11 protein-coding genes and 14 tRNA genes are annotated in these 13,310 nt (G+C 39.3%); 24 read left to right on the forward strand and 1 reads right to left on the reverse strand.

All coding sequences use genetic code 11. From position 1 onward, the window contains the following. Positions 1-21 precede the first annotated feature (21 nt). The 14 genes from C5L23_RS00530 to C5L23_RS00595 all read left to right on the forward strand — a co-directional run bounded on the left by C5L23_RS00530 (position 22) and on the right by C5L23_RS00595 (position 1,368). A tRNA-Val gene (locus C5L23_RS00530) sits at positions 22-94 on the forward strand. 43 nt (positions 95-137) lie between these two features. Beyond that, positions 138-210: transfer RNA gene (locus C5L23_RS00535), tRNA-Thr, on the forward strand. 7 nt (positions 211-217) lie between these two features. Then, positions 218-289: transfer RNA gene (locus C5L23_RS00540), tRNA-Gly, on the forward strand. 6 nt (positions 290-295) lie between these two features. Continuing rightward, a tRNA-Leu gene (locus C5L23_RS00545) sits at positions 296-379 on the forward strand. A 5-nt stretch (positions 380-384) separates the two neighbouring features. Further along, a tRNA-Arg gene (locus tag C5L23_RS00550) sits at positions 385-458 on the forward strand. Between the two features lie 65 nt (positions 459-523). After that, positions 524-597: transfer RNA gene (locus C5L23_RS00555), tRNA-Pro, on the forward strand. A gap of 31 nt (positions 598-628) precedes the next feature. Continuing rightward, a tRNA-Met gene (locus C5L23_RS00560) sits at positions 629-702 on the forward strand. 12 nt (positions 703-714) lie between these two features. Further along, a tRNA-Ile gene (locus C5L23_RS00565) sits at positions 715-788 on the forward strand. Positions 789-811: 23 nt separating this feature from the next. Beyond that, positions 812-901: transfer RNA gene (locus tag C5L23_RS00570), tRNA-Ser, on the forward strand. A 36-nt stretch (positions 902-937) separates the two neighbouring features. Further along, positions 938-1,011 (forward strand) — tRNA-Met (locus C5L23_RS00575). A gap of 2 nt (positions 1,012-1,013) precedes the next feature. After that, positions 1,014-1,087, forward strand: a tRNA-Asp gene (locus tag C5L23_RS00580). A gap of 23 nt (positions 1,088-1,110) precedes the next feature. Further along, positions 1,111-1,183: transfer RNA gene (locus C5L23_RS00585), tRNA-Phe, on the forward strand. Positions 1,184-1,220: 37 nt separating this feature from the next. Next, positions 1,221-1,291, forward strand: a tRNA-Gly gene (locus C5L23_RS00590). Between the two features lie 3 nt (positions 1,292-1,294). Next, positions 1,295-1,368, forward strand: a tRNA-Ile gene (locus tag C5L23_RS00595). A 90-nt stretch (positions 1,369-1,458) separates the two neighbouring features. Here C5L23_RS00595 and C5L23_RS00600 read toward each other — a convergent pair. Continuing rightward, positions 1,459-2,865: an APC family permease gene (locus tag C5L23_RS00600; RefSeq protein WP_010006949.1), complete on the reverse strand. Its 1,407-nt coding sequence runs from the start codon at positions 2,863-2,865 to the stop codon at positions 1,459-1,461. 134 nt (positions 2,866-2,999) lie between these two features. Here C5L23_RS00600 and C5L23_RS00605 point away from each other — a divergent pair, with 134 nt between their 5' ends. The 10 genes from C5L23_RS00605 to C5L23_RS00650 all read left to right on the forward strand — a co-directional run bounded on the left by C5L23_RS00605 (position 3,000) and on the right by C5L23_RS00650 (position 13,140). After that, positions 3,000-3,596: a nucleoside/nucleotide kinase family protein gene (locus C5L23_RS00605; protein WP_029508584.1), complete on the forward strand. Its 597-nt coding sequence runs from the start codon at positions 3,000-3,002 to the stop codon at positions 3,594-3,596. 285 nt (positions 3,597-3,881) lie between these two features. Next, positions 3,882-5,078, forward strand: coding sequence for a pyridoxal phosphate-dependent aminotransferase (locus tag C5L23_RS00610; RefSeq protein ID WP_010006947.1), 1,197 nt, complete (start codon positions 3,882-3,884; stop codon positions 5,076-5,078). Continuing rightward, positions 5,078-6,070 carry a D-2-hydroxyacid dehydrogenase gene (locus tag C5L23_RS00615; protein ID WP_010006946.1) on the forward strand — a complete coding sequence of 331 codons (993 nt, stop codon included), beginning with the start codon at positions 5,078-5,080 and terminating at the stop codon, positions 6,068-6,070. The genes C5L23_RS00610 and C5L23_RS00615 overlap by 1 nt, the downstream gene beginning before the upstream one ends. A gap of 11 nt (positions 6,071-6,081) precedes the next feature. Then, positions 6,082-7,152, forward strand: a complete 1,071-nt coding sequence (locus tag C5L23_RS00620; protein ID WP_010006945.1) for a PTS sugar transporter subunit IIC — start codon at positions 6,082-6,084, stop codon at positions 7,150-7,152. A gap of 95 nt (positions 7,153-7,247) precedes the next feature. Continuing rightward, positions 7,248-7,934 (forward strand): response regulator transcription factor, encoded by a 687-nt coding sequence (locus C5L23_RS00625; RefSeq protein WP_010006939.1) that lies wholly within the window; start codon positions 7,248-7,250, stop codon positions 7,932-7,934. Then, a complete protein-coding gene (locus C5L23_RS00630) occupies positions 7,934-9,211 on the forward strand; it encodes a sensor histidine kinase (RefSeq protein WP_010006938.1) in 1,278 nt (425 codons plus the stop codon). The genes C5L23_RS00625 and C5L23_RS00630 overlap by 1 nt, the downstream gene beginning before the upstream one ends. A gap of 55 nt (positions 9,212-9,266) precedes the next feature. Then, positions 9,267-10,115: a S1C family serine protease gene (locus tag C5L23_RS00635; protein WP_010006937.1), complete on the forward strand. Its 849-nt coding sequence runs from the start codon at positions 9,267-9,269 to the stop codon at positions 10,113-10,115. A 98-nt stretch (positions 10,116-10,213) separates the two neighbouring features. After that, positions 10,214-11,182 carry a beta-ketoacyl-ACP synthase III gene (locus tag C5L23_RS00640; protein WP_133264138.1) on the forward strand — a complete coding sequence of 323 codons (969 nt, stop codon included), beginning with the start codon at positions 10,214-10,216 and terminating at the stop codon, positions 11,180-11,182. Positions 11,183-11,471: 289 nt separating this feature from the next. Then, the gene (locus tag C5L23_RS00645) at positions 11,472-12,770 is read left to right on the forward strand and encodes a LysM peptidoglycan-binding domain-containing protein (protein ID WP_010006935.1); all 1,299 of its coding nucleotides are present in this window, start codon (positions 11,472-11,474) and stop codon (positions 12,768-12,770) included. Further along, entirely contained in the window at positions 12,760-13,140 is a 381-nt protein-coding gene (locus C5L23_RS00650) for an NlpC/P60 family protein (RefSeq protein WP_133264139.1), read from the forward strand. The genes C5L23_RS00645 and C5L23_RS00650 overlap by 11 nt, the downstream gene beginning before the upstream one ends. The last annotated feature ends 170 nt before the right edge of the window (positions 13,141-13,310 follow it).

A 13,310-nucleotide genomic window follows, 5' to 3' on the forward strand; every position in this document is an offset into this window, starting at 1 on the left:
TCCCTTCCTCTCCATAGATATGGAAGTTTAGCTCAGCTGGGAGAGCACCTGCCTTACAAGCAGGGGGTCACAGGTTCGATCCCTGTAACTTCCATAGCCGGAAAAGGCTGAAGATACTGGCGAACGGGAAACGTAGCGCCGACTTAGCTCAGTTGGTAGAGCACCGCTCTTGTAAAGCGGGGGTCGAAGGTTCGAGTCCTTTAGTCGGCATGAACATGCGGATATAGTTCAGAGGTAGAACATCACCTTGCCATGGTGGGGGTCGCGGGTTCGAATCCCGTTGTCCGCTTAATATGCCGGCGTGGCGGAATAGGCAGACGCACAGGACTTAAAATCCTGCGATAGAGATATCGTACCGGTTCGATCCCGGTCGCCGGCATATATGCACCTATAGCGCAATTGGATAGAGCGTCTGACTACGAATCAGGAGGTTGCAGGTTCGACTCCTGCTAGGTGCATAGAGGTTAGAGTAATTTAATCTCTTTTTTAAGTTTTTGAGGAGCTGAAGCTCTCGAGAAACTATCGGGATGTAGCTCAGCTTGGTAGAGCACCTGGTTTGGGACCAGGGGGTCGCAGGTTCGAATCCTGTCGTCCCGATTAAATCGTATGTGATATGGTTTAGCACGATCGCGGTGTAGCTCAGCTGGCTAGAGCGTTCGGTTCATACCCGAGAGGTCGAGGGTTCGATTCCCCCCGCCGCGATAGGTCGATAAAGGACCTTTAGCTCAGTTGGTTAGAGCAGACGGCTCATAACCGTCCGGTCGTTGGTTCGAGTCCAACAAGGTCCATTGAGAGGGCCTTCAGAGATAGTGGAGGATTACCCAAGTCTGGCTGAAGGGAACGGTCTTGAAAACCGTCAGGTCGGGAAACCGGCGCGGGGGTTCGAATCCCCCATCCTCCTTAACCCTTAAATATAGAGGGTAAGACATAATATTATCGCGGGATGGAGCAGTCTGGTAGCTCGTCGGGCCCATAACCCGAAGGTCGTTGGTTCAAATCCAGCTCCCGCAATTGGTCGCATGGTCTAGCTGGTTAGGACGCCTGCCTGTCACGCAGGAGATCACGGGTTCGAACCCCGTTGTGACCGTTTAAGTATGAAGATACTTAGATGGCTCGGTAGCTCAGTTGGTAGAGCAATGCATTGAAGCTGCATGTGTCGGCGGTTCGATTCCGTCCCGCGCCATAGGTCAAGAGATTGACTGAAGCGACAAGGTAAGCCTGCGAATGTAGTTCAATGGTAGAATTCCAGCCTTCCAAGCTGGCTATGCGGGTTCGATTCCCGTCATTCGCTTATGGGCCTGTAGCTCAGTTGGTTAGAGCACTGTGTTGATAACGCAGGGGTCACAGGTTCGAGTCCCGTCAGGCCCATGATAAAGAAGAGAGTTCTTGTAACTCTCTTTTTCTTTCCCTTCTTTTTTGTTTTATAATGGCAAAATAAAAAACGCTTAACGCGTTTTTTTATTTATGATTTAATTTGGAATGCCGGATACCATAATTAAAGTACCAGATGGTACCAATGATTAACCATATTCCAAACATATACAGTGTTTCTGATGATAATTGTGTTAAGAAGAATAAACTAAGGGCACCACCTATAAAAGGAAACACAGGGTACCCAGGCATTTTAAAACCATCATTAGGTAAATCTTTACGATGACGCAGTATAATAATGCCAAAATTAACAAGCATAAAGGCCAATAATGTACCGGCATTAATCAGACTAGTTAATGTGTTTAACGGTACAACACCTGCGAAAACAACTTCAACCACAATTGCTACGATTAACGCATTGACAGGTAGTTGAGATTTTATCGATATTTTACCTAATGATTTTGGTAATAGTCCATCACGTCCGAAGGAATAAGCCAAACGAGAAGAGGCATAAATTAAAGCTAGAATAGCTGTGAACATACCAATCAACGCACCAACTGTAATGACAACTGAGAATTGGGTTTGATGAATTGTTTGTAGGGCAAAGGCTGCAGGATCGTCTACACCAAGTTGCTTATAATTAACAATCCCAGTTAGGACAACGGAGAAAAGTGTATACAATACAGCGGATACTAAGACAGTCCCTAATATACCGCGTGCCATCGTTTTCTTAGGATTTTTCACTTCAGCAGCATGAGCTGCAACTGTGTCATAACCTAAAAATGCGAAGATGATACTAGCCGTTGCGGCCCAAATACCACCTAGTCCACCGAAACCTCTGCGAAATTCTTCGGGATAAAATGGCACATAGTTACTTGTTTTAATGAAGAAAGAACCACCAATAATAAATAATCCAAGAATAGCAACTTTGATAATAACGGCTGAATTTTCAATCTTTTTAGATGTATGTAGGCCACGAGATAAGATAGCCGCAACAATAAGAATAATCAGCACCGCGAATAAATTAATAACACCGCCCTCCATTGGGCCGGCTAACAAACTTTTAGGTGTGTGAATCCCAAAGATAGTGAGCAAATTAGCAAAATAGGCTGAGAATCCAGTTGCAATGGCTGAAACAGCCAAGAAGTATTCTAGAATGAGCGACCAGCCTAGGAGCCAACCAATAATTTCACCGTAAATAACACTACCAAAAGAATACGCAGAACCTGCTACTGGCATGGCTGACGTAAATTCCGCAAAGGCCATACCTGATAATCCAGAAAAGAAGGCAGCAATTAGAAATGCAATTGAGACAGCAGGACCGGCATTTTGGGCAGCTTCATGGCCTGGCAGAATAAAAATTCCGGTACCAATTACTGTACCAACACCTAATCCAACCAAATCTAGTGTTGATAGCTCCCGTTTCATATGAGCATCAGCTTGTAGATAGCGATCTACAGATTCGCGCTTGAATGCGCGTGATAATATTGACATTAAAATCTCCAATCAATTTGACATATAACATCAATTTTATCAGTCAAAACAGAGTGTAGCAAGATTTACCATCTCAAGCGAAACTTACGATACAATATAACTAACAAAAGGGCATGGAGATGAGGAAAAGTATGATGAAAAATAAGAAAGTCTTCGTCATAACAGGTGCTACAGGTGTTGGTAAAACAACGATTGCACGTTATTTACAAGAAAATTATCATATGCCACGTATTATAACGCACACAACGCGACCACCACGAAATCGCGAAAAACAAAATATTGATTATTATTTTGAAACACCAGCTTCGTTTGAAGAAAAACATTATTTAGAACGAGTGGCATATGCAGGTTTTCAGTATGGTTCTTCATATGAGGGACTTAATCATGCGTGGGAAAAAAGTGATTACACAACAATTGTTTTAGATACGGCTGGAGCCGTTACTTATGCACGTGAATTAGGCAATCAAGCCGTCATTCTATTTATTACGGTGGCTCATCCAGATACATTAATTGAGCGTGTCCAGGTAAGAGGCGATAATCCAGATTTGGTAACACGGCGAATTACGTCTCCAGAGTTTTTACGTGATGTTAAGTTACCAGAAGCCTTAGAAAATACAGCATATGTTATCAAAAACGATGATTGGGCGATTACCAAAACGAACATCGATTTAATTGTTCAAGATGTGATGCAGGGGAGAGCGTTACCGCACAAATTAAAGTTAAAAGAATAGTGAAAATATTATGAGATTATTGACAATCAAAAATTATACTAATATAATAGTGACATCAAACAATTAAGAAGGTTCTCAATACATGTCACAAGCAGCGATTAAAATTACATCATTTTATTACTTTTGGTATTTTGCGTAGAACGTATACCAAAAGTAATTTGTGTTGGTATACGGAAGCGACATAGCGACCAGATATCACACAAGTTCGTAATGCATGGACATGTGAACCCCGTCTGGTTAATTGTAATCAGACGGGGTTTTGTTTTGAGAAAATGGAGAGAGAATATGCCCGAAGTAAAACAAAGTATTTTGTCATCACTCAACAAGCGTTTGGACTTGGTTAAGCCAGGTGCTATTCGTGCTTTTGATAATGAAATCAGTAGTATCCCTGATATTTTAAAATTAACTTTGGGAGAGCCTGATTTTAATGTGCCAGATCATATTAAGCAGGCCGCCATTGATTCGATTAATAATGATGATTCTCATTATGCAGCGTCTAATGGAAAAATAGAATTACGTCAAGCAGCTGCAAATTTCTTAAAAGATCGCTATGACTTAGACTATGACGCGCAAGAAGAAATCATTGCCACAGTTGGTGCGACCGAAGCAATTTATACGGTGTTGACTTCAATTTTAAATGAAGGTGATAAAGTACTATTGCCAACACCAATTTTCCCGCTGTATATTCCAATTACGATCATTGATGGTGCAGAACCAGTATTTATGGATACATCTGCTAATGGTTTTGTTTTGAGTCCTGAAATGTTGAAAGCAGCGATTGAAGAGCATGGTGATAAGATTAAAGCAATCGTTTTGAACTTCCCTTCAAACCCAACAGGTGTTACTTATACAGCTGAGGAAGTGCAAGCTTTGGCTGATGTCCTACGTGACACAAATATTATTGTGATTTCAGATGAAATATATTCAGAATTAACTTATGATGCAAAGCATGCTTCAATGGCAAAGTATTTACCAGAACAAACAATTTTGTTAAATGGTGTGTCAAAATCACATGCGATGACCGGATACCGTATTGGTTTCCTAGCAGCACCTGCACCATTAGTTGCACGTCTCGGCCTCATTCACCAGTTTACAATTACAACAGCGACTAATTCAGCTATGGTTGCCGCAACAGAGGCCTTGAGTACGGCAGCAGGTAAACAAGACACATTAGATATGAAAGCTGAGTACCAAAAGCGTCGTGATTATGTGTATGATCAAATGACACAACTTGGCTTTACTGTACCTAAACCAAACGGTGCATTTTATATTTTCGCCAAAATTCCAGCTGAATTAAGCCAAGATGATGTTGCATTTGCACGTGATCTTGCTTACAAAAATAAGCTAGCCTTGATTCCTGGATCAGCTTTTGGACCTGGTGGTGAAGGCTATGTTCGTATCAGTTACGCTGCTTCAATGACAACCCTACAAGAAGCAATGAAGCGTCTTGGTGAATATATTGAGGAAAGCGCCCAAGCATAATGACTAAAATTTTGATGACCAGTGTCCGGGATGATGAACAATCAGCGATTGATGATTTTGCTAAAGCACATCATATCGATATTATGGTAACCACGAAAGAATGTCATCCAGGAACTTTACCTGATTTAACAGACATCGATGGTCTGGTTATCCAGCAAACATCAAAAATAGGCGGTGATGTGGCTTTTTATCATCAACTAAAAGATGCTGGTTTAAAACAAATAGCAACGCGGACCGCTGGATATGACATGATTGAGGTGGACCTAGCTAAAAAAGCAGGATTGGCTGTGACGAATGTACCAGCATATTCACCACGTTCAGTAGCTGAGATGGCGTTGATGCAGATTTTTAGACTGCTGCGTCAAACTTTGGCTTTTGACCAACGCATAGCGAATCAAGATTTTCGTTGGGCGGGGCTTCAGTCAAAAGAAATACACTCCGTCACTGTTGGGATTATTGGTGCTGGACGAATCGGTGGCACACTAGCAAAACTGTTACATGCTTTAGGTGCTAAAGTATTGGCTCACGATGTGCAGCAACGTGAGGACTTACAAGGTATTGTGACCTATGTTTCTAAAGCACAATTACTGCGCGAAAGCGATGTCATCAGTTTGCATGTTGATCTCAATCCAACATCAGTTGGCCTTTTGACCGCAAAAGATTTTGCACAGATGAAACCAGAAAGTTATTTGGTTAATGCTTCTAGAGGACCCGTTATTAATACAGATGATTTGATTGTCGCTTTAGAGAATGGACCAATAGCTGCCGTAGCATTAGACACAGTAGAAGGTGAATCAGCTGTTTTCAATCATAACTTGAGTACGACGGGCATACCAGATTCAAGAATTGCCAAATTATTAGCAATGCCAAATGTATTGATAACACCACATGTTGCTTTCTTTACCAATATTGCAGTCAAGAATATGGTAGATATTGCATTGCAGGATACTTTGACAATATTAACAAATCAAACGTCAGAGCACGAAATTTAATAGGATACTTTATGACGACTCAAAAAACCATGACCAATACCACATCATGGCAAACAATCAAGAAATTTATCATTAATGTTTTAAATGGCACGAGCTTAGGAATCGTCATAACATTGATACCTAGTGCGTTAGTCAATCAACTGTTACCATTATTTTCAGGTAATGCTTTCGCACAACAAATCGGCTTTATGACAACACTCTCACAGTGTGCTTTGCCAATCGTTTCGGGCTTTGCTGTCGGTCAAATTTTGAAATTATCAACGATTGATGCTGGTTCAATTGCTTTAGCTACCTTTGTATCAGCAGGAGTTGTGACGCCTTCTCCAAAAGGGATGACGATTGCTGGTACCGGTGTTATTTTGAACATCATTTTAGTCGCCTTCCTGTCGACCATTATTGTTCAATTAACTAAGCAACGACTAGGGCATCTCAAAATGCTCTTGCAACCACTATTAACATTGATTATTGCAGGTGGTATTGGCCTAGCGACACTGGAACCATTAAGAAACGTCCAAACGTATGTTGGTGAATTGGTTGCTTATGCAACTGATTTAACACCTATCTTGATGGGCGCTTTATTAGGCATGATATTTGCTTTCTTAATTGTGTCACCACTTTCATCTGTTGGCATTGGTATGGCCATTGGTTTAGCAGGTGTTGGATCGGGTGCAGCTAATGCTGGCATTACGGTAGCGAGTTTTACTTTAGCTGCCATGGGCAGTAGCGTGAATCCATTAGGTGGTACATTGGCACATTTCGTTGGTTCCCCTAAAATCCAAATGGCCAATATGTTGACCAAGCCAAAACTATTTATTCCAACTTCAATTGGTGCGGGTATCATGGGCGCTATTGCGACACTATTAAATATAAAAGGGACGGCTTTCTCTGCTGGCTTTGGTTTCTCTGGTTTGATTGGGCCTTTAACAGCATATAGCCAATCGGATAAAAGTATACTGGCGATTATATTTGTATTATTAGTTTTCGTTATTTTACCAGTCTTACTAGCACTGTTACTAAAATATATTTTTATTCAACATTTTGGTTGGATAAAAGCAGAAGATTTAAAACTAACACTACAATAGTAGATAAAATGCGACGTATGTCGCATTTTTTATTTTCAATTAAGCCGAAAAGGGTAGAATAGAAATAGTAAAATGCTGGATAGGTGGAGAGAATCATGACAAAAGCAATTAAAATTTTATTAATCGAAGATGATGTGAACTTAGCAGATAGTATTGTTGGCTTTTTGCAAGATTTTTCAGATGTTAAAGTCGTCGAGGATGGTTTAGACGGAGAATTTGAAGCACAAGAAGTACCATATGATTTGGTGATTAGCGATTTAATGTTACCAGGACAAGATGGTCTAACAATTATCAAAAATCTACGTGAGAAAGAAATTGAAACGCCGGTCTTGATTCTGACTGCTAAAAGTTCTCTTGATGATAAAATTGAAGGTTTTAATGTCGGCGCAGATGATTATTTAACAAAGCCTTTTTATCGCGAGGAGTTGCTTGTACGCGTTAAAGCGTTATTGCGCCGTAGTGGTGTTTTCTCGGAAGACAATACCATTGAGGTTGGGGATGTCTTAATTAATCTCGAAAATCGTGGGGTACAAGTGCATGGACAACCTGTTAAATTAGTTGGTAAAGAGTTTGATATTTTGACTTATTTAGCACAAAACAAAAATATTATTATTACACGTGAGCAAATATTTGATCGTGTTTGGGGCATTGATTCCGATACAACCATTAATGTTGTGAATATCTATTTAAATAATTTACGTCGTAAATTAGAAGCAGTGGGTCAAGATAATTTGATCAAGACATTACGAAACATTGGATTTATCTTAGAAGTAGGTGAATAATGCCGAATATTATCAATAAGCGGCAACAAATTTCCGGATTTTTATGGCAATTTGGTGCTTTCTTTGTTATTTTTACGTTTCTGGGTTTGCTTATTTATTGGACGTACACACGCTCAATTTATCAAAGTTCAGATATGGCGATTAATCAACAAGTGCGGGTATGGGAGCAACAAAAATACTTAGCAGATGATACAACCACAAAAAGAATACCGTCAACATCGATACCAAATACAAGAACAGAAGTTATTTTATTTGATAAAAAATCTAAAGTTGTTGTGGATCAACTCGCAGCCAATGTATATCGTTCAGAAGTGTTAGCGGGCATTCATTTTCAAAAATCAGGCGTAAGTCGACCAATTACAACCATTGAAGTCAACGGTAATCATTATCGGATGGCGAGTGTTGCATTTAAAAACAATGTGACTTTCGAAGACACCAAAGTAAAATATGCCATGGTGCTTGTTAATGTTACAGATACAATGTTTAATTTACAGCGCTTTAAGCAAGTGATTTTTTGGTCATTTGGTACGTTCGGGTTACTAGCATTAGCAATCAGTTATGTGATTAGTCGCCGAAACATGATTCCAATTTTGAAATCATGGCAACGACAGCAAGATTTCGTTGATACAGCAGCACATGAATTACGTACACCCTTGGCAGTTATTCAGGGTAAGTTAGAAACAATGCTAACACACCCCGAAGATACAATTAGGAATCAGTCGAGTCAAATTATTTTATCTTTGTCTGAAATTCGCCGTCTAAATGCCTTAACAAGTAATATGTTGACTTTGGCTAAAGCAGGATCGAATATGACGAAGTTAGAAAAAGAAGCAACTGATATTGCTGAATTTTTGACAGAGATTACAGCGCCTTATCAAGAGATGGCGCAATTTGATGAGAAAGAAGTGACCTTAGCAACTGACGTACCACAACAGGTTTCGATTGATCGTAAGAGAATTCATCAATTACTTGTTTTGTTACTAGATAATGCATTAAAATATTCTTCTTCTGGTGCCAAAATCGCAGTATCGGCTACAGTTGAACGTAAAAAATTAGTATTGAGTGTCGCAGATACTGGTAGTGGTATTAGTGATGAAGCCAAAAAACATATTTTTGATCGCTTTTATCGAGAGGATAAGACAGGTAACCGAGAGACGGGTGGTACAGGACTTGGCTTATCGATTGCTGAATGGATTGTTTTAGCCCATAATGGTAAAATTGTTGTTTATGATAATAAGCCACAAGGTACCGTGTTTAAGGTAACATTACCAATGTAAATCTGACTTAATCTTAATGGGTCATATAATATTGAATTAAAAGTGAGGATTAACGATGACAAAAAAAGCCTTTTTATTAGTAGCACTTGTTGCTGCAGTGATTGGTGGACTAGTCGTTTATACAGGACTACAGCCTAATTCATGGTTCCAAAAATCGTTTGTATCAAATAAAGCAAGTAATCATACAGGAGTTACGAAAGTTTCGACTGTCTCTTATACAAGCGAGGACAATGCGACAACAGCCTACAATAAAGTGAAAAATGCTGTAGTCACTGTACAGAATTTGCAGCAAAAGCAATCCGCTCAATGGGGCCTAACAGTGGGTAATGCAAGCGATGATAGTAGCAACTTAACCACTGCTTCTGAAGGTTCTGGTGTTGTCTATAAGATTAAAGGTGATACCGCTTATATTATTACCAACCGCCATGTTGTGGCTAGTTCGGCTAAGCTTCAGTTAATATCTGCTGCGGGGAAGAAAGCCACGGCAACCATCGTTGGTACAGATACCACTAAGGATTTAGCTGTACTACGGACAAGCGCCAAGCACTTTAAAACAGCTGCGACTTTTGCAGATGTTAAAAAGCTCCAATCTGGACAACAAGTATTAGCGATTGGTTCACCGCTAGGTTCTGAATATGCAACATCATTAACGAGTGGGATTATTTCGGCTACACGACGTCAACTGGTCGTTAATAGTCAAGGCACTAAGGCCACCGTTATTCAAACGGATGCTGCGATTAATTCAGGAAATTCTGGCGGGCCTTTGATTAATTTAAAGGGTGAGGTAGTCGGTATTAATTCGATGAAATTAGCCAACTCAACAGATGGTACAAGTGTTGAGGGGATGGGTTTCTCTATTCCCGCTGACATTGTCCAAACCTTCATTAATAAAACTGAAAAGTAAAAATAAGAAAGTTGGTTCGCCAACTTTCTTATTTATTTTGTAATTTTGAAAAAATTCGTTACAATAGGTAAAGTATTTAAAACTAAAGAGGGAAGATTATGCCCGGAACTAAAATAATTGCCAGTGCACATTATGTCCCTGAAAACGTTGTGACAAATGATGATTTGGTAAAAATCATGGATACGAGTGATGCTTGGATTCAAGCACATACTGGGATTAAAACACGCCATATGTCCTTGCAGGGTGAAGATACCAGCGATTTAGCGACTGCGGCTGCTAAAAAAGCATTAGCACAAACACATCTAGACGCAAGTGATATCGATGCGATTATTGTGACGACATTTACACCAGATGGTTTATCCCCATCCACTGCTGCATTGGTACAACGCAACCTTAATGCTGAAGGTGCTTGGGCTTATGACTTAGCAACAGCTTGTTCAGGATTCATTTTTGGGTTAAGTACTGCTGATAAATTTATTCGCTCAGGTAGTTATCGTAATATATTATTGATCTCTGCTGAAGTAAATTCTAAAATGATGGACTTTTCTGATCGAACTTCCACCGTTTTTTTTGGTGACGCAGCTGCTGCCTATATCTTAACATCAGCAGAAGAAGGGATTATTATAGATGAAGAAATGCACACTATTGGTAATTCCGAGGTCGTACATTCAGGACGGGTCGCGCCCTTAACTCAATTGTCTGTTGATAACTACCCAAAAATGGACGCTTTTGCACAAGTGGGTCGTGATGTTTTCAGTGAAGTAACGACATTGATTCCACAACATATTGTTAAATTTTTGGCGCAAAATGATTTAACACCACATGATATTGATTACTTTATCCCGCATCAAGCGAATTTGAGACTGATTGAATTTATTGCCGATGCACTGCAACAGCCAATCACTAAATTTTCTACTAATATTACGAAATATGGTAATACATCGTCTGCTGGTATTGCAATTGGTTTAGATGAATTACGACAGCAACAGCAGTTAACAGGTAAAAAAGTATTATTAACAGGCTTTGGTGCTGGTTTTACTTATGGCAGCATTTTATTATCCTTTTAAATTCTAAATTTTTTATTAAGGCATTAAGATTTATGCAATGATGATGAAATAGTGTGAAATCACACTATTTTTTTATTGAAAAAAATTACATTTTGACGGATAAACGCGATCACAGCGCATTATTAGCTCATGAAATAATTTTGTAACATTGTTATTTAATAGCAAAGATTGAACAATATTGATGTTATAAAAAATAGGTATACTAGTTCATGTTGTTAAGATTTGTTTAAGAACAAGTCTAAAAATTAATAATCTTACTAAATACTTTATAAACTGGAGATACCCCCTTATGAGCAAGATAATCAAAAATGCATTGTTAGCGACTGCTGGTGCCGCTGCAGCCTTCACTGGCGCACAAGCGACTGTATCAGCAGATACAGTAACTGTACAATCAGGTGACACTTTATCAAAAATTGCTACTGAACATAACACAACTGTTGATGCCTTAGCAAAAACTAACAATATTTCACAATCAGATTTGATTGTAGCTGGTAGTACAATTAACATTTCAACTGATCAAAATGTTAAAGGTTTAAGTGCCGATAAAGCAACTTATACAGTACAATCAGGCGATACACTAACAAAAATTGCTGAAAAGACGGGTGTTAGTGCGCAAGTATTAGCTCAAAATAACGATATTTCCAATACTGATTTGGTTGTAACGGATGCTGTTTTGAAGTTATCTACAGCACAAACAACAGCAACGGTCGAAACAAAGACTGTTGCACAAACTGTACCTGCCAATGTTGAGTATATTGCTGCAGCTGACGCAAATCATGATAATTACATGACAGCCGCAGAATATACAACTTATCAAGCTAATGGTGGTTCAGCACAACAAGCAACTGAGGCAAAGTCAACACAAACAGCATCAGCAGAAACAGTACCTGCTAATGTTGAATACGTTGCTGCAGCTGATGCAAACCATGATAATTACATGACAGCTTCAGAATATTTAGCTTACAAGGCTAATGGCGGTTCAGCACAACAAACAACAACTGAAGCAAAGCCAACACAAACAGCTACTACATCTACAGAAACAGTACCTGCTAATGTTGAATACGTTGCTGCAGCTGATGCAAACCATGATAATTACATGACAGCCGCAGAATATTCAGCTTACAAAGCTAATGGCGGTTCAGCAGCACAAACAACACAAGCAGCCACACAACAAGCGCAAACAACACAAACAAAAAGTAGCGCACAACTTGTTCAAACAAGTAATGAAACAACATCAAATACTTCATCTGTTGCAACATCATCTGCTGATGCAACAATTAATGCTTGGAATGCAATGCGTGCCAAGATGGGATTGAAGCCTGTTACAATTAGTGCTTCATTGTCAGCGCATGCACAACAACGTGCACAATTGATGGGTTCATCATCTAATTGGTTTGGGGCGCACGTTAGTTCTAATACGCCAGAAGTTGTAGCCAATGGTTTTGGCGCTGGTTCATCAGTTATTAATGCTTGGTACTATGAAACTGGCATGGTAAATGGTGGTCATACTGAATTTATCGTTAATCCTAACTTCACTCAAGCTGGTGTGGGTTATTATAATGGATGGATTGTGGTCAATGCACAATAGTCCAATACTAGAAAAGCAATCGGGTTCAAGTATCCAGGTTGCTTTTAACCTTATCAATACATCTTATAGCCAATTAAATAGTGGTGAATGGGTTGCGGCTGTATTAAATCATTCAGATTACAAACCAAAAAATCATTACAAGTGGTCAAATGAAATCAGCACGCAAGTTAATCAAATACATCAAATGATTGGTGTACTCCAAGCAACACCAGGCGACTTATTATTTTGGGGAATTCCAGCAAACCCTTATCATGTCGGTATTTATATTGGTGGTAATCAATTTATTGCAGCTAAATTAGGTCAAGAAACAGCTAAAGTTCAAGTGCTTTCTAAAGATTGGTATCCTAATTTTGCCGGTAAGACAGTGTAATATTGTAATCTTTTTGTAATGAATGACACGCAACCTTATCAATGAAAGCATTCTGAAAAATTCAAATTATGTTAATGACATAGTACATTGTTATACTGGACACTGTTGAGTTAAGAAAAACAGAATAATTTTAAACATCATATCGTATAGAGTTTAAGTCAGTATAAAAA

The sequence above is a fragment of the Leuconostoc fallax genome (assembly GCF_004354645.1).
In the GTDB taxonomy this organism is placed as follows: Bacteria; Bacillota; Bacilli; order Lactobacillales; family Lactobacillaceae; genus Leuconostoc_B; species Leuconostoc_B fallax.